Annotated in this window: 19 protein-coding genes; 4 read left to right on the top strand and 15 right to left on the bottom strand. The window is 62.5% G+C overall.

Translation table 11 applies throughout. From position 1 onward, the window contains the following. Window positions 1-3: 3 nt before the first annotated feature. Together M1E02_RS04715 and M1E02_RS04710 are read right to left on the bottom strand one after the other, a co-directional pair. Window positions 4-2,724 (bottom strand): S1 family peptidase, encoded by a 2,721-nt coding sequence (locus tag M1E02_RS04715; RefSeq protein ID WP_479376999.1) that lies wholly within the window; start codon window positions 2,722-2,724, stop codon window positions 4-6. A gap of 63 nt (window positions 2,725-2,787) precedes the next feature. Further along, complete coding sequence (locus M1E02_RS04710) at window positions 2,788-3,537, bottom strand: tyrosine-protein phosphatase (protein ID WP_479376998.1); 750 nt, start codon at window positions 3,535-3,537, stop codon at window positions 2,788-2,790. A gap of 225 nt (window positions 3,538-3,762) precedes the next feature. Here M1E02_RS04710 and M1E02_RS04705 point away from each other — a divergent pair, with 225 nt between their 5' ends. Beyond that, window positions 3,763-4,599: an SGNH/GDSL hydrolase family protein gene (locus tag M1E02_RS04705; protein WP_479376997.1), complete on the top strand. Its 837-nt coding sequence runs from the start codon at window positions 3,763-3,765 to the stop codon at window positions 4,597-4,599. 70 nt (window positions 4,600-4,669) lie between these two features. On the opposite strand, the gene M1E02_RS04700 is transcribed toward M1E02_RS04705, so the two are convergent. Together M1E02_RS04700 and M1E02_RS04695 are read right to left on the bottom strand one after the other, a co-directional pair. Continuing rightward, window positions 4,670-5,113: an SRPBCC family protein gene (locus M1E02_RS04700; RefSeq protein WP_479376996.1), complete on the bottom strand. Its 444-nt coding sequence runs from the start codon at window positions 5,111-5,113 to the stop codon at window positions 4,670-4,672. A 40-nt stretch (window positions 5,114-5,153) separates the two neighbouring features. Then, window positions 5,154-5,768: a GNAT family N-acetyltransferase gene (locus tag M1E02_RS04695; protein WP_479376995.1), complete on the bottom strand. Its 615-nt coding sequence runs from the start codon at window positions 5,766-5,768 to the stop codon at window positions 5,154-5,156. A gap of 110 nt (window positions 5,769-5,878) precedes the next feature. Here M1E02_RS04695 and M1E02_RS04690 point away from each other — a divergent pair, with 110 nt between their 5' ends. After that, window positions 5,879-6,109: a DUF6480 family protein gene (locus M1E02_RS04690; protein WP_479376994.1), complete on the top strand. Its 231-nt coding sequence runs from the start codon at window positions 5,879-5,881 to the stop codon at window positions 6,107-6,109. Between the two features lie 44 nt (window positions 6,110-6,153). On the opposite strand, the gene M1E02_RS04685 is transcribed toward M1E02_RS04690, so the two are convergent. The 5 genes from M1E02_RS04685 to M1E02_RS04665 all read right to left on the bottom strand — a co-directional run bounded on the left by M1E02_RS04685 (window position 6,154) and on the right by M1E02_RS04665 (window position 10,354). Beyond that, window positions 6,154-7,038, bottom strand: a complete 885-nt coding sequence (locus M1E02_RS04685) for a 3-hydroxyacyl-CoA dehydrogenase family protein (protein ID WP_479376993.1) — start codon at window positions 7,036-7,038, stop codon at window positions 6,154-6,156. After that, window positions 7,035-7,826: an enoyl-CoA hydratase/isomerase family protein gene (locus tag M1E02_RS04680; protein WP_479376992.1), complete on the bottom strand. Its 792-nt coding sequence runs from the start codon at window positions 7,824-7,826 to the stop codon at window positions 7,035-7,037. The genes M1E02_RS04685 and M1E02_RS04680 overlap by 4 nt, the downstream gene beginning before the upstream one ends. Next, the gene (locus M1E02_RS04675) at window positions 7,826-9,055 is read right to left on the bottom strand and encodes a thiolase family protein (protein WP_479376991.1); all 1,230 of its coding nucleotides are present in this window, start codon (window positions 9,053-9,055) and stop codon (window positions 7,826-7,828) included. The genes M1E02_RS04680 and M1E02_RS04675 overlap by 1 nt, the downstream gene beginning before the upstream one ends. A 151-nt stretch (window positions 9,056-9,206) precedes the next feature. Further along, window positions 9,207-9,863, bottom strand: coding sequence for a pentapeptide repeat-containing protein (locus M1E02_RS04670; protein WP_479376990.1), 657 nt, complete (start codon window positions 9,861-9,863; stop codon window positions 9,207-9,209). Window positions 9,864-9,895: 32 nt separating this feature from the next. Further along, window positions 9,896-10,354 (bottom strand): SRPBCC family protein, encoded by a 459-nt coding sequence (locus M1E02_RS04665; RefSeq protein WP_479376989.1) that lies wholly within the window; start codon window positions 10,352-10,354, stop codon window positions 9,896-9,898. Between the two features lie 137 nt (window positions 10,355-10,491). Between M1E02_RS04665 and M1E02_RS04660 the strand changes: the two genes are divergently transcribed. Beyond that, window positions 10,492-10,668: a CsbD family protein gene (locus M1E02_RS04660; protein ID WP_479376988.1), complete on the top strand. Its 177-nt coding sequence runs from the start codon at window positions 10,492-10,494 to the stop codon at window positions 10,666-10,668. Window positions 10,669-10,784: 116 nt separating this feature from the next. On the opposite strand, the gene M1E02_RS04655 is transcribed toward M1E02_RS04660, so the two are convergent. From M1E02_RS04655 to M1E02_RS04635, 5 genes are all read right to left on the bottom strand, one after another. Next, window positions 10,785-12,245, bottom strand: a complete 1,461-nt coding sequence (locus tag M1E02_RS04655) for an amino acid permease (RefSeq protein ID WP_479376987.1) — start codon at window positions 12,243-12,245, stop codon at window positions 10,785-10,787. A 139-nt stretch (window positions 12,246-12,384) separates the two neighbouring features. Then, the gene (gene abc-f / locus M1E02_RS04650; RefSeq protein ID WP_479376986.1) at window positions 12,385-14,076 is read right to left on the bottom strand and encodes a ribosomal protection-like ABC-F family protein; all 1,692 of its coding nucleotides are present in this window, start codon (window positions 14,074-14,076) and stop codon (window positions 12,385-12,387) included. A 302-nt stretch (window positions 14,077-14,378) separates the two neighbouring features. Beyond that, on the bottom strand, window positions 14,379-15,254 hold the full coding sequence (locus M1E02_RS04645) for a metal ABC transporter permease (RefSeq protein ID WP_479376985.1): 876 nt from the start codon (window positions 15,252-15,254) through the stop codon (window positions 14,379-14,381). 2 nt (window positions 15,255-15,256) lie between these two features. Next, window positions 15,257-16,009 carry a metal ABC transporter ATP-binding protein gene (locus tag M1E02_RS04640; RefSeq protein ID WP_479376984.1) on the bottom strand — a complete coding sequence of 251 codons (753 nt, stop codon included), beginning with the start codon at window positions 16,007-16,009 and terminating at the stop codon, window positions 15,257-15,259. Then, window positions 16,006-16,959 (bottom strand): metal ABC transporter substrate-binding protein, encoded by a 954-nt coding sequence (locus M1E02_RS04635; RefSeq protein ID WP_479376983.1) that lies wholly within the window; start codon window positions 16,957-16,959, stop codon window positions 16,006-16,008. Before M1E02_RS04635 ends, M1E02_RS04640 begins: the two co-directional genes overlap by 4 nt. 52 nt (window positions 16,960-17,011) lie before the next feature. Between M1E02_RS04635 and M1E02_RS04630 the strand changes: the two genes are divergently transcribed. Then, window positions 17,012-17,761 (top strand): lysostaphin resistance A-like protein, encoded by a 750-nt coding sequence (locus tag M1E02_RS04630; protein ID WP_479376982.1) that lies wholly within the window; start codon window positions 17,012-17,014, stop codon window positions 17,759-17,761. Here the strand turns inward: M1E02_RS04630 and M1E02_RS04625 are convergent. Beyond that, complete coding sequence (locus tag M1E02_RS04625) at window positions 17,730-19,523, bottom strand: hypothetical protein (protein ID WP_479376981.1); 1,794 nt, start codon at window positions 19,521-19,523, stop codon at window positions 17,730-17,732. The two genes, M1E02_RS04630 and M1E02_RS04625, sit on opposite strands and share 32 nt — an antisense overlap. Window positions 19,524-19,558: the final 35 nt, after the last annotated feature.

Here is a 19,558-nt window from a genome sequence, read left to right as displayed (position 1 = left end):
TGTCTAACGGCGGGCGCGGCGGCGCCGGGCTGCAAACAACGCGATGGAACCCAGGAACAGAACGCTCCCTCCGATGCCGGCTGCAAGCCAGATGCCGTTGGCACCCGTAAGTGCGAGCCAGCCGTTCGACGTCGGCATGTTGCTTCCGGCGCTACCGGAAACTGCCGTATCACTACCTGCGGCTGGAAGCACCGCTGTCACCGAGGGCTTCGGATCCACGATGAACGTCAGGGCGGCCTTGGCCGACGCTACGCCTTCCATAGATTGAGTGACTGCCAAGGTGTGTCCTCCGGCAACGACGTTTGCTGGCAGGGAAACGCTCCATACCCCGGCCACTGCGGCAGCCTGGGAGTTTTGGCCGTCCACGTTGGGTTTGCCGGCGAGGACGCTTCCGAGCCTGACGCCGTCCAACTCCACAATGACAAGCGCACCGTCGAGGCCTGTGCCCGTGAGCTCCGGCGGAACGCCGTCCCAGGCGAAATGCTGGCCGTCCTGAACGTTGGTGACAGTGGGCGCGGGCGGAACCAGGCTGAAGTTCCGGGTCATGATCGGGCTGTCCCGCATCCCGGTTGCTGTCTGGATAGCCGTCACTGCGGCCGGGCCGAAGCCGGGCTTGCCCGCCCCGGGGAAAACCCATTGCCCAGTCCAGGAAACACGGGCCGAACCAACAACAGCTCCAGAGAGTTCTACGGTGGCACCAGGAGTTCCGCTCCCGCGGATTTCTTCGAGCGAGGTGAGTACCGCATTTTCGGACGGGCTATCAATCACCGGAGCGGGCAGGTCCCCTGAGTCGACGATCACGCTCAGGGACTCTGGGCCTGAGCTGCTGAAGCCATTGACGGTCTCGGCGGTGAAGTTGAGTTCGCCGAGGATTGCGGGCGCGGTGAACTGCCAGTTGCCGTCACTGCCTACGGGCACCTCAAAGGGCTCATGTCCGGGCACCGAGATCCGGACCTTGGAGTTGGCGGCGAGGGAGCTGGCCGGCGCGGCATCCACCTTGCCGGTAATGGGTCCGCCTCCTGGCACCGCACCGCCGCTGGCCGGGCCGGTGAGCACCGGCTTGTTCAGGAAGACCTCCAGCTGGACGCCGGGGAGGCGGGTCATAGCGTCATTGAGAGTTGTAGCGATGGCGCGCAGCTGTCCTGAATCCCCGCTTTCGGCACCGGTGTGCAATCCGACTGCAAAGTGTCCGCTGATCCAAGGACCTCCGGAATCCCCCGGGCCAGACTTCACTGCGTTGGAGGCAAACCCCTTGAAAGCCCTCAGATCCGCCCCTTTAGGAATGTTTTTGGGGCCGCCGATAACGTAAATCGCCACTTCATCAACACGGCCGCAGGTCCACCCCGAGGTTCGACCGGACTTGCACACTGCCTGGCCCAGGAGCGGTTCACCTGCACCGACTATTTCGACCGGATTACCGCCAGTCATGTCGCTTCCCCAGGTAGTGGCCTCGGGCAGGACATTAAGGTCCGGACGAATTGATTCCAGCACTGCAATGTCTGTGCCCACATTGCCCGGATTGCTGGGATCCCCTGTGATTGTGGAGTTCCCTGGACCACCGAATTGGCTGAATCCGAAGGTTCCGAGCTTGCCTGTGACTGCTGGTGGCTCGGTGGCTCCGCCTGCCGGTTCACCTGCTGTGAGAGCGACTTCGGCCAGGTGCGCTGCTCCGTCGTCGGCGCAATGCCCTGCAGTGAGCACCAACGGCAGGCCACTTGGGTTGAAGGCCGAGAAACCAGCCGAACAGACCCTTGCCTTGTCGATGTAGTACCCCTGCCCGCCGAAGAAATCCTCTTCGGCAGCAATCGGTTCGCCTTTCTCCAATATGACGTTGGCGTACTTGGCCACGAACTGCGACGGCGACATTTTCGCCTCGCCGGAAGGACTCTGCCCCGAATCCGTCTCGCCAGGGTTCTCCCCCGCAGCGGGTTCTCGGCTGACTGGCCCTCGGGCTGCCAGCCCTTTTGCGGCCGGCCCTGCAGATGGCTTCAGGGCCAAGGGCGACGATTCCGGCGAATTCGAGCCGCCCGTGCGTATGACGAACTGGCCGTTGCTGTACGCCACAGCCTGAAGGCCCGCCGTACCCACCTCGCGGACGTACGCGTGATACAGCTGGTCGATGCTCGCAGCCATCAGAGCAGAGTCGGCTTCCTTTGGCCCGGCCTGCGCAGCTGCATCGGGGGCTTCCTGAGGTGAGGACGACGGCGCCGGCGAGGGTAGAGGGGCAGGTGGCGGGTCCGCTGCCAGAGAGGTCTCGGGTTCCGAGGGCTTTGACGGTGCAGGTGGGTCAACCAGTACTATCTCGTCCGGCCCCTGGTCATTCAGTTCGGCAATCCGGGTCTGCAGCTCCGGGCCCGACGCTTCGACGACGATCTTGCCGTCTTTGATGCTGATGCCAACAAAACCGGGGAGATCCCGCAAGGCGGCAGCGGCGTCGGCAGCGCGTTTGCCCTGTTCCCCGGCGGCTGCGAACTCGTCCGGGGTCATTCCCAAGTCCCGCAGGATGGCCTCTTGCAGACCGTCTGCGCTGATTCCTGCCGAAATTTGTTCCGGTGAGGTACCCGAAGTCGTGGCCGCAGACGCCGTCGTGCCCGAGCCGCCAGGGTTGGGTTCTGTTTCAGCAGAGGCCGGAATGGCACCCAGCGTGGCTGCCAAAACCAATGCCGCCGCGGCTCCCAGGGCACAGGTTCGCCGCAGGCTGTTCCGAACCACGCTGTAACTCACGGTCTCCCCCAAAGATCGGTTGCTCGCCGGAACGCTGGTGCAGCTGCCGTTAGGAGGAGCAGCTCAAGAGTTCACACCCACCCTACCGTGGAGCAGGGCAAGTATTGCAGAAAGTTCCTCATCCGTGACCCTGCTTTGCAGCAGATATTGCCGGGTGTTCAACCGGCGCACAAAGTCGAGGACTCGTTCACCGCGGGATTCGAGCAGGGGCGCAAGGGCCGTTTCGTCCAGATATTGTTCGTGGACATGTGGCGCTCCATGCGTGCGGTGCCGCTCATTGATCCCCCGCATCGCTGCCTGGTAGCCGGAAACGATGGCGTCATCATCAGCGCCGGCAAGATCCTGAAGCATCGCCGCGATCATTCCGCTGCGGTCCCGGCCAGCAGAGCAGTGAACTACGACGCCCCCGGGAGCCGCTGCAATGGCTTTGAAGACCGCTGCCAGTTTCTCCGGGAAAAGACGCGCGTTGTCCAGGTACGCCGCCGGATCATTCAGATAGGGCCTGCAGAGGGAGCGGAATTCGACATTCTCAGGATCTTCAGTTGGCGCCAGCAGCACCTGAAACCGCGCCAGCACGTCCTTGCCCACCACAGGGTCGCTTTCCCGAGGCTTCCGTTCCCCCACATTGCGAAGGTCAATAACGGTTCGGATGCCGTCGTCGTACGCCTGATTCCAGCCGGTCTCAGTGAGCCACTCACGCCTGCCCATACGGTAGACGATCCCGGAAATTCGCCAGGCGTTGACTGCGCCCTCCCAGGTGACAGCGGAGGCCTTGTTCCGGGCCCCCGCCGCTCGGTGCGCAGTCTCATCCATTCCGCCAGCTAAGCACATCGGGGGTGTACTCGCACTCTCTGTTCCACTCTTATCCAACGGAGCGAAAAAACGAGTACAGAGTGCCCGTGTCACTCACCCCGTGCGGGCGTATCGTGTCACTACGACCGCGCTTTCCGACGCAGCGTCGTCATGCTTGCGCCGGATTCCCCGGGGTCCAGGTCGGATTTTCAGGCCCGGCCATCCACTCAAAAAAGGGGACATGTCATGGCACTTCTGAAAGTTCGACGTCGGCGGCCCATTTTCGCTGCCGGCCTGGCTACCGTGGTACTGGCCTTTGCGGGCTTGGCCACCGCTCCAGCCCACGCTGCAATGCCGCCGGCGCCGCCGCTGGCCTATGTTGCTCTGGGCGATTCTTACGCCGCCGGACAAGGGGCCGAGCCCTATCTCGACTCCTGCCTGCGCAGCGCAAGCAGTTATCCCGCCATCGCGGATGTCTCCAAGTGGGTGAGGCTCGTCGAAAACGCGGCCTGCAGCGGAGCCACTGCCGACGACGTTGTGGCAACGCAGCTGAAACGGCTCTCTCCCGCCACCGATGTGGTCACGCTGACAGTGGGCGGGCACAACCTCGACGTAAATGACTTGGTGCTTGCTTGCTCGACGAGTGAACTTGCCTGTGCCACTGCTCTTGCCCAGCGTGAGGCGCTCCTCACCCAGGCGATCTATGACCCGGCATCAAGCCCCCTCGTGGCAGATCTCACCGCCGCCATCCAGGCCATCCAGGCAGAGGCGCCCAACGCCACCATCTATGTGACCGGCTATCCGCTGCTCTTTGACGCAGCCTTTTCAGACCCTGCCTTGGCCTTTGTGGTCAACTCGCTCACCATGACGCTCAACACGGTCATCAAGAACGTGGCCGAGGCCAACGGCGCAACCTACGTTGACGTGACTCTGGCTTTTGCGGGCCACGGCATCGGTTCAACTGATCCATGGTTCAATTTTGACCCCTTCAATCCCTTTGACCCGGAGAACCTGCATCCCACGGCAGAAGGGTACATCGCGTACTACACGGCCCTCGCCAACGCTGGCGCATTCACACGCTAGCACCGCTTAACCATCGAGGCGGCCGAGGAACAACTGCTGCCTCGATGGTCAGCACCGTCCAAAGGGTTTGTCAGTCAGCCGTCAGATGCTGATTCCGGGACTCTATGAGCTTTTTGAGGTAGCGGGCAAGGAACAGTTTTTCTGCAAGCCGCCCGAGAGGTCCCAACGGTGCAGTGAACTCTATTCGGTCGATCATGACTGTGCCGGCTCCGTCACTAGTGAATTCATGGACGTGGCGGAAGCTGCGAAAGGGTCCACTGACCTGTTCGTCCACAAAGTAGTCAGGCGAATCCATCGCCGTAATCCGGCTGGTCATCCTGAGCGGAACGCCGAAGTGCCACGCGCGCCAGGTCACCTCTTGTCCCAGTGAAATGAGGCCCGAGGTGACACCTGCCACCGCTTCTTCACGAGAACCCGACATCGAGAGCTTGTGGGCATCGATGCTGCGGGAGAGATCGAATAATTCTGTTTTCGACTTCCGTGTGCGGGTTCTGCATTCGAAGTGGACCGTCATCGTCAGAGTATGGCAGCTGTTGCCGTCGGTTCCGCGTTCCTTAGATAGCGCGCTGCTTTGCCAGCCGGTACTCGAGGCCGTTCCGGACCATTGGCCATTCATGGTCGAGGATCGAAAACACCACGGTGTCCCGGAGCGCTCCATCCTTGGTTCGAGTGTGGCTGCGGAGAACGCCGTCCTGCTTGGCTCCCAAACGGGCGATAGCCTCGCGGGACTGATGGTTCATCCAGTGTGTGCAGAACTCGACGGCGACGCAGCCCAGGGTTTCGAAGGCGTGCCGAAGGAGCAGCAGCTTGGAGTCGGGGTTGGTACCTGAGCCGTGGACGGAGGCCGCATTCCAGGTGGAGCCGATCTCCAGCCGGGGCGTCTCGTGATCGATGTTCATGTAGGTGGTCATTCCGATCACCTTCCCCGGACCGCCTGTAGCAGGGTCCCGCAGCCTGGTGGTGAAAGGCACCATGGAACCCTGCTCCTGAAGAGTGAGGCGACGGCGGATTTCGGCCGCCATGTCCTCAGGCGACGGTACTGATGTGTACCAGAGCTTCCACAGCTCCCCGTCCCGGGCCGCGGCCTGGAGCCCGTCATGGTGTTCGTGGCTCAGAGGCTCCAAGACGACGTGCTGGCCGGTCAGGGTAACGGGTTCGATGCGGGTCACCGTTCCATCCTAGGCACAGAACGGCTGGCCCTCAGGCTCCGATTGGCGTTCCGGAAGACGTGTGCTCAGCTTCTTGGCTCGCTACCCTAGAAAAAAGGGAGGAGGACAAAATGTCCAGTGAGAATCCGGATCCACTTGAGAATAAAATCACGGGGCTTGAACCAGGTGGCGGAGTGCCGCCGGGCGAGACCCCTCCTGCCGAGGCATCAACGGCCGGACCCCAAGGCCATGATGAACACGGTCCCCGTAAAGGTGTCCCTCTCCTCTGGATGGTGGTGACCGGCGCGGTGGTCCTCTTTACGCTGCTGTACTTTATCGGCTATATCGTGAACTTCCTTTAGCCCGCCGAAAGCGGACAAAGCGAGCCAACAACAGCTCCAGCCGCTCAGCCAGACCAGTCGAAGAACCCCTTACCGCTCTTGCGTCCCAGCTCCCCCCGGGCCACCTTGTCGCGCAGGATCTGCGGAGGAGCGAAACGCTCACCAAGAGTCGAATGCAGATACTCAGCGATGCCCAGCCGGACGTCGAGCCCCACAATGTCCGTGGTCTTGAGAGGGCCCGTTGGGTGCTTGTAGCCCAGCACCATGGCGGCATCGATATCCTCGGGAGAGGCCACCCCTTCTTCCACCATCCGCATCGCCTCCAGCGCTATGGCAACGCCCAGGCGCGAGGAGGCAAAGCCTGGAGCATCACGGACCACCACCGCCGTCTTGCCCAGCCCTTCCGTCCACTCCTTCGCCGCGGCGGCCAGCTCGGCAGAAGTCTCCGCGCCAAGAACCACCTCGACCAGGCTCGAGGCAGGAACCGGGTTGAAAAAATGGAGTCCCACAAAATCCGAGGGGCGCTCCAGCTGGGCGGCGAGCTCCGAAACTGAGAGCGACGACGTGTTGGAGGCCAAATACGCACCCTCGGGCAACTGTTGCTCAACGCGTCTCAGGGCGCCGGCCTTCAGCTCAAAGTCCTCAGGCACGGCCTCCACCACAAGGTCACAGTCCGCGAAATCCGCATAGTCAACTGATACAGCCAGGCGCGATGCCATTTCGTCCAGATTGCCATCTATGGAGCCGCGCTCCAGGGATTTGGCCGCGGCGGCTTCAACCCTTTCGCGGGCGGCCTCAGCCGACGGTTCATCACGCTCGACGACGGTTACGTTTGCCCCGTTGATCAGAAAAGCATGAGCAATTCCAGCGCCCATGCGGCCGCCACCAAGAACGCCAACTCTGCGTGGGAGCTTCTGCAGCGGGCCGGCCGGAAGGGAGGAATCGCTCATGATTGCTTCTTCTTCCGATTGGCGGATTTGTTGTCCAGGAAGGCCTGCATCCGGTCGAACTTGGCCTCAGACTCGAACAGAACAGCTTGCGCCAACTGGTCTATGACGGGATGGGCATCCGGAGGGGTGTGGAACACCGACTTGGTGATGCGGACCGCCAGGGGGTCCTGCTGGGCAATCCTGTCAGCGAGATTGTGTGCTGCGGCCATCAGCTCCGGGGCATCGTGGATTTCGGTAATGAGATGTGCCGCCAGCGCCTCCTCGGCCCGCAGCACCAGCCCGGCGAGCAGGATCTGCTTCGCAAGAGGTTCCCCCACCAGTTCCCTCAGCCGCCAGCTGGCACCTGCAGCCGCCAGGATGCCCAGTCCGGTTTCCGGGTTGCCGATCCTTACGCTGGGAGTGCCGATCCGGAAGTCGGCTGCGTAGGCCAGCTCGGCCCCTCCGCCGAGGCAATAGCCATCCAAGGCGGCGATGACCGGCATAGGCAGCTTGGCGATCCGGACAAATATTGTGGAGTTGATCCCGAGCAGCGCGTCATCCCTTCTGCGCTGCCGCAGCTCCGAGATGTCCGCGCCGGACGCGAACACCCCGTCCACGCCGGCGATGATGAGGATTTTGGGGCGCCGCTCCAGCACCGCACAAACCGCATGCAGCTCATCCACCATCTGCTGGTCAATGGCATTGCGGACCTCGGGACGGTTGAGAAGCACTACCACCCGGTCATCGCGTTCCTCTACCAGAAGGGTGCCGAAGGCCTCGGAACTGAGCAGGCTCGAATCGGGCCGCATTACACTCGCTCCAGCAGCATGGCGGCCCCTTGGCCAACGCCTACGCACATGGTTGCCAGTCCCATCCGGGCATCTTCGCGTTCCATCCGGCCCAGCAAGGTAATGGTGATGCGGGAGCCGCTGGAACCGAGCGGGTGTCCCAAAGCGATCGCTCCGCCGTCGTTATTGACGATATCCGGGTCAAGCCCCAACCGCCGGATACAGGCCAGGGATTGCGTTGCGAACGCTTCGTTAAGTTCGACGGCGCCGAGGTCACCGATGCGGTAGCCGCTCCGGTCCAGCACCTTCTGTGTAGCCGGAACAGGGCCGATTCCCATAATCTCGGGCTCGCACCCTGCGGAGCCGCCGTCGACGATACGGGCGCGGGGAGTGAGTCCGAGCCGCTCTACCGCTGCCTCCGACGCCACGATGATGGCCGATGCTCCGTCGTTCAGGGAGGACGAATTGCCAGCCGTGACAATGGATCCCCCTGTGGTAACTGGCCGGAGTCCGGCGAGGACCTCAAGAGTGGTGTCATCCCGGGGACCCTCGTCGGTGTCAACTACGGTTTCCCCCTTCCGGGCTTTCACCGTAACCGGGACGATTTCGTCCTTGAACCTGCCCGCCCCGATGGCCGCGAGGGACCTCTCATGTGAGCGGACAGCAAAGGAGTCTGCATCTTCCCGGGAAATTCCATCCAGCCGGCCAACCTCCTCAGCTGTTTCGGGCATGGAAAACGTCATCTTTCCGTCCCGGGACAACTCCCCTTTGGTGAAATGCGGGTTGGCGAAGCGCCAGCCGATGGAGGTGTCGAAGATGGCTCCTGGCTTGGCGAACGCGCTCTGCGGTTTTTCCTGCACCCACGGGGCGCGGGTCATTGACTCCACCCCGCCGGCAACCACGACGTCGGCCGCCCCGGCTTTGATCATGTGGCTTGCCATCAGAATGGCACTCAGGCCCGAGGCGCAGAGCCGGTTCACGGTGATGCCCGGAATGTGCACCGGCAGCCCGGCCAAGAGGGCGGCCATGCGGGCTACGTTCCGGTTTTCCTCGCCGGCACCGTTTGCGTTTCCGAGGATCACTTCCTCGATGGAGTCCGGGTCCAGCCCTGACCGCGACACCGCCTCCCGGACCACCAAGGCGGCCAAATCGTCGGGGCGAACAGCAGCCAAGGCCCCGCCATAACGCCCCACGGGGGTTCGGACACCGCCCACCAGAAAAGCCTGGGGTCCTGCTCCTGCTTGGGCCATGGGTCCATCCTTCTCACGATAAACAACACTGTCATCAGAACGGCAAACAGCTCCAAGGCAAGGCGTGAGCCCGGCGACCAGCATATTTACCGACCGTTCGTTCTATAAAGATTACACGGCGGAATCAATGGGTCAACCAAGATCGCTTCGATTACAGGACGCGGACCCCCAAGTGCCCAGCCAGCAGCGGGGCGAGAAGGCTGAGCTGGTAATCGTCAATGACCACGCCCGCCAGACTTTCGAGTCCGTTGATGGTACGGAAGTCCGTGGTGCGCAGGTCGAAATCCTTCAGCTTGGCGCCGCTGAAGTCCAGGGTGCCGATGGTGCAGTTCCGCAGAGCCACGCGGTTGGCTGTCACCGAGCCCAGATCCAGCTCATTAATGATGCAGTCGCTGATCTGGACATCGTTGAGTTTGGAGCCGCGCAGGTTCAGGTAGTCGAGTTTGCCGCCGTCGATCCTTACCGACTGCCAACCGCTTTCGTAAATCTCTGCGGACCCCCAGCGCGGGCTTGAAATCTCGACGTCGCGCCACGTGGTCCGAGCGGCGGCAAACACAGGCGCGTAAAGCTCACTCAGAACGCAGTCCTTGAAGGACGCGCCCCGCAACTGGGTTTCGTTGAAGGAGACTCCAGCGAACTCGCATTCGGCGAAATCAGTTCCGTTGAGTTCGAGGCCGTCGGCTACCGCGCGGCTGTACCGGGCGCCGTCGTACCTCTCACCGCGGCGGAAGTCGGGAGCAGGATCCTCCCGAAGTTCCGTCAAGAGAACGGGAGACAGCCTGGGACTGGCAACTTTGGCCGACTTCACACCGGAAGACTTCGCACCGGAACCGGCAGCCACTAGAGAGACTCCGCTTTTGCAGCGATTTCAGCGAGGTCCTTCGCCAGTGCCCTGCGCGTGAAGCTCATTCCGATCTTTCCAAAGACGGCCATCATGGCCTTGCTGAATGCACTGGGATCCCGCATCCCGGCCCCGAATGTGAGCGTCAGGTCCGTTCCACCGTCGCGCTCGGCAAGCGTAAAACGCGACGTGTAGTCGGCCCCGCCCTGCAGGGCTTTCACGGTAGTGCTGCGCGGAGGGTCCGCCTGGGCCACCCACATTTCCACAGTTTCGGAGCGGCCCATCATGGTGCGCGTCTCCTTCCACCGGGTCCCCTCGCCGTAGGGTCCATCCGTGAGGAGCTGAACAGAGTCCACTCCCGAAAGGGTGGATGCAGAGCCTGGAATGTCGGAAATGACTGCCCAGACCTTATCCGGACTGGCATTGATGTGCTTGGTGATGGTGGTGGTGTGCTCCATGGTTCGAGCCTAGCCGGGGGCCGCGACAAACAGGAGACCGGCAAACAACCCAGATCCCAACTTGAAATAGTAAGTATGCTTTGTGTTACGGTAATTGTGCTTAGTTTTTCAACCGGCAACGAAAGGTGGTTAACACCATGGGTATCGGCGACAAGATTCAGAACGAAGCGGAAAACCTCGGCGGTAAGGCCAAGGAAGCAGCCGGCAACGCCACGGATAACGACCGCCTTCGTGCAGAAGGCCAGAAGGATCAGGTTGTTGCTGACGCCAAGAAGGTTGGCGAAAACGTGAAGGACGAGTTCAAGAAAGACTAAGAACGAGCAGCAGCCAGGGCGATTAGCCCCAGCTGCTGAACTGGTTTTAGATGCGCCGGTGGCGGACCTTCCTTTGGGGGAGGCCCGCCGCCGGTTTTTTCTGCCCTGAATAAGGGCTAGCTGAACAGTGCGTTCTTAGGTTCGTTGTTCTTGACCTTCTGCCAGCCGAGCCACAGCAGCAGCGCAAAGAACGGGATAGTGGCCAGCGTCCAGAGGCCAAGGTGGAACACTTCGCCGGTCTTGCTGGTCATGGTGTCGAAGCCGATAAGCACGGTGATCGCCAACAAGGAAATGAGTCCGGCCCAGCTGCTCCAGGGCGAACCGGGCATCGGCAGGCTGGAAACCTTTCCTTTCTTCGCGCGCAAGGCAATCTGGCTGGCGAAGATGGCACCCCACGTGAAAATCACACCAATGGAAGCGGAATTCAGGGCAAGATCGAAAGCGTGGGAGCCGCCCAGCAAGATGTTCAGCAGGATACCGACGAGGTATACGGCACCGATGGCCAGGATGGCGGCGTACGGTACGTGGCTCTTGGACATACGGGTCAGCCATTTCGGCGCATGGCCATTGTTCGCCATAGTGCGGAAGATACGGCCGATCGAGTACAGGCCCGAGTTGCAGGAAGACAAAGCGGCGGTGATAACGATCATGTTCATGACATCGCCCATCCAGCCCAGGCCCATCTGGCCGAACACGGTGACGAACGGTGAAGTGCCGGCCACGTACTGGTCCGAAGGCAGCAGCATGGCCAGAAGGGTCACGGAGCCGACGTAGAACACCACAATCCGGAAGACCACGGCGCGGATAGCTTTGGGCACCTCCTTGGCAGGGTCCTGCATTTCACCGGCTGTGATGCCCACGAGCTCAATGCCGTTGTAGGCGAAGATCACGGCGTTCAGGACCAGGATCATAACGAGCGCGCCCTTGGGGAACATTCCGCCTTCGGCTGCGAAGAGGTTGCTGACCGAGGCATTGCCGTCGCCCACCTGGGCGTTGGTGACCACCATGAACGTGCCCACGGCGAGGAAGATAACGATGGCGCCAACCTTGAGGCAGGAGGCCCAGAATTCGAATTCGCCGAACGCCTTGACGCTCAGGAGGTTGACGCCCACGAGCAGCAGCAGGGCCGCAATCGCCGAAAGTTCGACAGGGACGTTGGGGAAGAAGAACTGGAAGTACAGTCCGATTGCAATGAGTTCGGCGATGCCGGTCATGGCCCAGTTGATGAAGTACATCCAGCCGGACAGGTAGGCGCCCTTCTTGCCGAACATTTCTCCGGCGTAGCTGACGAAGGAACCCGACGTCTGGCGGTACATGACGAGTTCACCCAGTGCTCGCATCAGCAGGTATGCGATCACGCCGGCAATGGCGTAGGAAAAAATGAGAGCGGGGCCAGTGGAGGCAAGGCGCCCGCCGGCGCCCATGAAGAGGCCGACGCCGATGGCGCCGCCCATTGCGATCATGGTGACCTGACGGCCGCTCAGGGACTTCTTGTAGCCCTCGGCGCTGAGAGTGGAGTCGGCGACGGCGGGTTGCGTCGTGGCGCTCTGAAGTTCTGTGGGGGTGGATTGTGGCACAGCTGATCCTTGTGGGTAGGGGTTTGGCTGCGCGCCTCAGCCCCAGATTCAGCACAGAATATTCGGTCTTTACCTCTTTTGAAGGCAGTATCTGTGCTTGAATTCACACGGGGCCGAATGGTGGCACGGCTCGTCCATCCTACAAGACTCCATGCTGGAGCCCTGACCCGGGCAACAGGGAGCCATCCTCCATGGAGTAGCTGACCCAGCGACTGGCGTCGTCCGTCCTTGACTTATCGCTCTTCCTTGCGCAGCTGGCGAACCACTCCCGCAGCGCGCGATCGTGGCTCACCATGACCAAGGTCCCGGCAAAACCGGCAAGCGCCTCCTCGAGTTGCTCCACCAGCACGGGAGCGAGGTGGTTGGTGGGCTCGTCAACGATCAGGGTGCCGTAGCCACCCAGTAGCAGCCTGGCCAAGGCAAGCCGTCGCTGCTGCCCGGCGGACAGGCCACCCACCGGAACGTGGAACTCGCTGGTGCGGAACAGCCCCAGCCGGAGCAGTGCCTCGGCGTGCTCGTCGATGTTTCCGCCCAGCCCGGCGGCGAACGCGGGAAGGAGGCGGAGACCTGGCCGCCTGGGGAGCTCCAGTTCCTGCTGGAGGTAGCCGATCCGGGCCGGCCTCGTCACTGACCCTTCAACAGGTTCCAACGTGCCTGCGAGGATTGAAAGCAGCGTCGATTTGCCCGCACCATTGGGCCCGGTGATAAGGATTTTCTCGCCGGCCTCGGCATGGAAGTCCGTGGGCTCGAGGCGTCCCGGAATGGCGATGCCCCGGGCGTCCAGAACCTTCACCGGGACATCCGAGGCCTCCGGATCCACCTCAAGTTCTGCAGCCAGGCGCAACGGAACGGGAGGCCTGTCAACGGGGCTCTCCTCCAGCCGGCGCAGCCTTTCCTGGGCGTTTCGGACCTTGCTGCTGGCAGCTTTCTGCCAGGTCCCGGCCTTGAAATCGAAACCCATTTTGTCGCCGTCGCGCTGGCGGGCGTAGCCCATCTTCCCGGCGATTGTGGCGGCCTGGCGCTGTTCGGCCTCCATGGCAGCCAGCCAGGCCTCGTATTGCTGGACCCAGCGTTCACGTTCCGCTGCCTTCTCCCGGAGGTAGCCCTCATAGCCGTTGCCGTAGCGGGTGACAGAGCGGCGCTCCGCGTCGACCTCGATCACGGTGGTGGCCACCTTCCTCAGCAGCACGCGGTCGTGGGAGACCACCACCACGCTGCCCCGGTGGGCGGCCAGCCGGTCCTCCAGCCAGGCGGTTCCCCGGGCATCCAGGTGGTTGGTGGGCTCATCCAGGAGCAGGATGTCCGCAGGATCGGCCAGGACACAGGCAAGGGCCACGCGCTCCTGTTCACCGCCGGAGAGCGTGCCGAGCATCCTGGTCCGGTCCAGGCCGCCCAGGCCCAGCCGGTCCAGTGCTGCCTCAACCCTCGATTCCGCCGCGTAGCCCTCGCGCAACTGGTACTCGGTCTGCAGCCTGCCGTATGCCTCCAGTTCTTCGGCTTCGGCGTCTGCCAGCCCGGCTTCCAACCGGTCCAGCTCTGCTTCGATCGCACGTAAGGATGCCAGGGAAGCGTCAATGGCGGCTCCCACAGTGAACGAATCTGGCAGGCCGTGTGTTTGGGCAAGGTAACCCACCCTGCCGTGGCTCACCGCTGTTCCTTCATTGGGTGCCTCAAGACCGGCCATGATCCGGAGGAGGGTTGATTTGCCTGCCCCGTTTTCGCCGACGACGGCCACGTGCTCACCCGCGGTGATGACCAGGCTGACGGTGTCCAGAAGCTGGCGGTCCCCGTAGCCATGGGAAACGCCGGAAAGTGAGAGATGTTCGGTCATGGGAAGTCCTTGCACGTCAGGAGGGTGGCCCCGGAGCACGACGGATTCCTGGAAAAATCGGACAATCCTGGAAAGCGTGACGGAGGCCTTGGCAAACGGAGTGAGGCGCGGCCGGGGCGGCGCCTTCAACTAGGACTTCATCGGTCCAGACTGTCAAGTGCCAGCCACAACGTCAAGGCGGGTGCCGCCGTCGTCGTCCGCCGTTTCGACGGTTCCCCGCCCTTTCGACGGCGCCGAACGTCTAGTGCGCAGGGAACCATCGAAATGGCGGCAAGGGACCTGCCAAGGCCTGCCAGCGCCTGCTACACGGAAAGTGCCGCCACTTTCTTCCGGCGGGCCTTGGCAAGGCGGGTGCCGATCAGCCCCTGCCGTGGGCTGAAGAGATAGACGACGGCGAACACGGCGCCCTGGGTCAGAACCACCATGCCGCCGGAGGCAGTATCCAGGTAGTAGCTCAGGTAGATGCCGGCGATTGAGCAGGCCGCGGATACCACCGGGGCGATCAGCAGCATCCGCGAGAACCTGTCTGTGACCAGATACGCCGTGGCCCCTGGGATGATCAACATGGCCACCACCAGCACCACGCCGACCGTTTGCAGCGCCACCACAGATGTCAACGCCAGCAAACCCAACAGCAGCGCGCCAAGCCGCCGGGGGGAAAGCCCGATGGCGTGGGCGTGAACCGGATCGAAGGCGTACAGGGTGAGGTCGCGCCTTTTCAGGATCAGGATTGCGAACGCCACCACGCCCAGCACCAGAACCTGGATCAGGTCCGGCACGCTGACACCCAGGAGGTTTCCGAAAATGATGTGGTTCAGGTCTGTCTGGCTGGGAGTGACTGAGATGAGCACAAGCCCCAGCGCGAACAGCGACGTGAACACAATCCCGATCGCTGCGTCCTCCTTGACGCGGCTGGTGTTACGGACCACCCCGATCAGGGTCACGGCAATGAGCGCGAACACCAGGGCGCCAAGGGCGAAGGGGGCACCCACCATGTAGGCAAGGACCACACCCGGCAGGACGGCATGGGACACGGCGTCGCCCATGAGGGACCAGCCGATCAGCACCAGCCAGCAGCTAAGGACGGCACAGACAACAGCGGCGAGCGCGGTGGTGACGATAGCGCGGACCATGAAGTCATAGCTGAGGGGCTCCAGCAGGAAGTCCAGGAAGTCCATCGTCAGCCCCTTCCACGGTTGAGGACGTCCAGGCCGAACGCCATGGCCAGGTTCTCCGGCTGCAGCACCACGTCCGGTGGTCCGTGCATCAGGACCTTCCGCATGAGCAGGACTGCCTCATCGCACAGCTGCGGGAGGGCGTGGAGGTCATGGGTGGAGATCAGGATGGTGCAGCCGTCCGTGGCCAGTTCCCGCAACAGCCGGGTGATGGTGGCCTCGGATCGCTTGTCCACGCCGGCGAACGGTTCGTCCAGGAGCATCATGGTGGCACCCTGCGCGATGCCGCGTGCCACGAAGGCCCGCTTTTTCTGGCCGCCGGAGAGCTGCCCGATCTGGCGGTCGGCGAACTCTGTCAGCTCCACCCGGTCCAGGGCATGCTCGACGGCGGCACGGTCCGCTTTGCTGGCGCGGCGCGTGAACCCCTGATGTCCGTAGCGGCCCATCATGACGACGTCGCGCACAGACAACGGAAACTGCCAGTCAACATCCTCGCTTTGCGGCACGTAGCCGATCCCGGCTTGCCGGCGTGCCTTGGAAGGCGGCTCGCCGTGGATGAGGACCTTTCCGGCGTCGGGCTTGATCATCCCCATGATGACCTTGAAAAGGGTGGATTTCCCCGAACCGTTCATCCCTACCAGTCCGCAGATGCGCGCAGGTTCCAAGCTGAGGGAGGCGGCGTCGAGCGCCAGGACCTCACCGTAGTGCACCGTTACTCTGTCCACGGAGATTGCAGGGGCGCCGGTCCGCTGGTTCATGACGGCGAGCCTGCCAGTGCTTCCGTAATGGTCTTGGCGTCGTGCCGGATCAGGTCAAGGTAGGTGGGCACAGGGCCATCCGCTTCAGATAGGGAATCAACGTAGAGAACTCCGCCGAATTTAGCACCGGTTGCACTCACAACCTGCTGCATGGGAGCATCCGAAACTGTTGATTCGCAAAACACCGCAGGGACTTTGTTGGCTTTGACGTACTCGATGGCCCGTGCGATTTGCTGGGGCGTGGCCTGTTGCTCGGCGTTTACAGCCCAGATGTACACCTCGCGAAGCCCGGCGTCCCGGGCAAGGTATGAGAACGCGCCCTCACACGTCACCAGAGCCCGCTGCTTCTCCGGGACTGCTGCCAGCTTCTGGACCATCTGATCCTGCACGGACTGCAACTCGGCCTTGTACGCCTTGCCGTTCGCTTCGAAGACGGCGGTGTTGTCCGGGTCGAGCTTCGAGAAAGCCTGCACCATGTTGTCGACGTAGATCTGCACGTTCACCGGTGACATCCAGGCGTGCGGGTTCGGCTTTCCCTCGTAGGCGTCTTCTCCGATAGGCATGGCTTTCACCCCGTCACTGACGACGGCGTGGGGAACGTCCAGTCCCTCCACGAACTGAGCGAACCAGACTTCCAGGTTCAGTCCGTTGTCCAGGATCAGATCTGCCTGGGCTGCTTTGCGGATGTCGCCCGGCGTGGGTTCGTACCCGTGGATTTCGGCGCCAGCCTTCGTGATCGATTCAACGCGGAGCTTGTCTCCCGCGACGTTGCGGGCGATATCGGCAAGGACTGTGAAGGTGGTTAGCACTACGGGCCGGTCGTCATCCCCTCCGCTGGCTCCGGGAGAGGTTCCACCACAGGCGGCAAGGGAAAGGGTCAGGGCCGCTGCAACCACTGCAGCGGAAGTTCGGCGGACTACTTTGGCGCACCGAAACAAAAAGTTAGGCATACCGAACATTGTAGGAGAAGGCCGAGGATGGCTGCAACGCTAGGCTTAATACATGGATACAGTCCAACGGATTCCGCCAGCACCACGCGACCTTCAGCGCATCTCATCCCTGGATCTCACAGCGCTGGGCCTATACATAGCTCTGTTCGCCCTCGCGGGTGAGCTTCTGTTTCCGTTGCTGGAGCAGGTTTCTCCCAGCCCTGCCGTCGCCACCTACTCGGTGAACCTGCTCTCTTATGCCTGTGTAGGAATAGTGGCTTTTCTCGCGGCACGGCGCATCGTGGCACGGGACTTGAGAATCCTGGGCACCCGACCCTGGTTCACGCTGCTCATGGTTCCCGCCTGCCTGATTGGCATGCTCATAGTGACGTCAATCCTCGTTGCCCTGGCGGGAACCGTTGAGCCCTCCGTCAACCAGGCTTCCGTCCAAGCGCTGATCCAAGAGGTACCTGCCTGGCTCATCGTTCCCCTGCTGGTGGTGGTGGCGCCGTTTGTGGAGGAGTACTTTTTCCGGCATCTCCTGATCGGCAAGCTGAGCCGACGGATCAACATCTGGGTGTGCTGCGGACTGTCCGTGGTTCTTTTTGCGGCACTCCATGTGGTGGGCAAGCAGGACCTCACCCTGACTGTTCTGCTGCCGTACCTTGCCATGGGGGCCGCACTGGTCTTTGTGTACGTGTGGACCGGCAAGAATTTGATGTTTTCCTACTTCGTGCACGCGTCGAAGAACCTGCTGGCGGTGGTTTTCATTTACGCCATACCGCCGGAGCTCATGGAGCAGTTGCAGCAACTCCAGCCGTAGCACGTGTCCCCCGGAGCGTCAGGCGCGTGGTGCCCCGGGTCCGGCCCGTGATGTAGACCTTTATGCCCTCCGTGGCGTTGGTCCCGCGGAGGTAGGTGTAGTTCTCCCCGGGGTTGTATTCGGGAGGAGTGTCCGGATCCGCGGGCCAACCTGGGCCGAACTCAATGGTGTCCCCGCCCACTGAGTACCGGCCCGTTGAACCGGCCAGCTGGTACACACCGTCCGCAACTTCTTCCACACCCTCGAGCACCCCTCCTGGCCGGAAAGTCAGCTCAAGCGCGAACGAAGTGTCTGCGCCGTCAAAGGCGATTCCGACGTCGGCCTGATGGCCGTTGACTGTAACGGTCACCCCGGTGCCGAGCCAGTGCTTCACAGTGGGCCTGCCCGCAAAGTCCATGGCTGCACTGAACCGCCCCTCATGGGATTGTTCGTAGATTCCGTCCTGCCGGCGCCGTTCAGCAGGAAGGGGCAGGTAAAAGGAAGCTTCCACCTGCTCGTGAAGCCTGACGCTCTCCCCCTCTGCCAGGGTTTCCTTGCTGCGGAATGGGCCGAGGCTGAAAAAGTTGCGCGAGAGGCGCACATCACTCAGGACGCTGTTTCCGTGCCGGAACCGCAGGAACGTGGGATTATTCGACAACCCCGAGGCAACGCCCGACGGCGAGTGGTCGCCACCGCCGAAGACCGTTACCGCTGTTTCCCCGCGCCGGAAGCGGTACGTTCCGCAGCTCTCGAGGGCAGCCCGTTCGGGTTCCAGCGCAGCCGGCATCCGCTGCTGCCCGGGCTGCTGTGTTTCTTCCGTTCGGTGCGGAAGTGGTCCGGCGAGGCCCGGCAGGACCATTGTCTGCGCCAGCAGTTTCGCGGGTTCCAGCAACGGGAATCCGGCGAGCCATGAGGCCGCTGCAGCGAAGTCGCTGCGGCCGTTCTGGATGGCGAACCGCCGGTACGGCAGCAGGAACCCTGCAGCGCCGAAGTCCAGCCACTGATCCTGCCGGCGCGAAAAGACCGATTCCACCGTTCCATCCGGGTTGAACCACGGCAGGAACGCCTCGAGATTCTTCCGCACCTGATCCAGCAGCTCCGGCCGGTCCGACGAGTCCGCGATTATCAGCAGGGAAGGGTTCGTGACGGCTGATGCATAAAGCGGGCTTCGCTCTGAATACATGCCGTCAGGCAACTGGTCGATGCCTTCGGCCAGCCACTCGTCGATTCGCCGGTCAATTTCAGGCCGGGGGTCCAAGGTGTGGATGTGGGCGAGCGCGGCGCACAATTCCCAACGGTGGTTCGGAGTGTGGACCCCGCCCTCCACAAGAGCCGGGGTGATTTTGGCGATGATCTTCCAGAGCCTCGCTTCGAGCTCCGGCAGCGCCGCCCCTGCAGGGCCTCTAGCCTGCGCCCTGAGCAGCTGCACAGCCAGGCAGGCGTCGTTGATGGTAAAGGCCGAGTCCGGCGGTGAACTCAGGTTGTCTCCGCCGAACAATCCGTCGGGGCCCTGCAGCTGCTCGAGCCTTTCGAGGCAACCAATCATGGGATCGACCAGCTCGTGGCTGCCATAAAAGCGAGAACCTGGGGAGGTGAAAACAGCAACCATCCCCAGCAGATGACTCATTGCTGACCTATGCGGCATCGCCGCCTTGGCGGCCTTCTCCTGCCGGGACGCAAGCAGTGGCAGAACGGCCGCTATCTGGAGGTCGGCGTCGGACGTTATCTTTGCCAGGAAGGCCTGGTCATTCTGGCTGGTCTGTAGGATCTGTGCGCTCCGCACTGTTGCCTTTCGTGTTCCTCCGCAGCAACGCCGGG

Source organism: Arthrobacter sp. Z5-13 (assembly GCF_056499105.1).
This window is presented reverse-complemented; position numbering and strand designations above follow the sequence as displayed.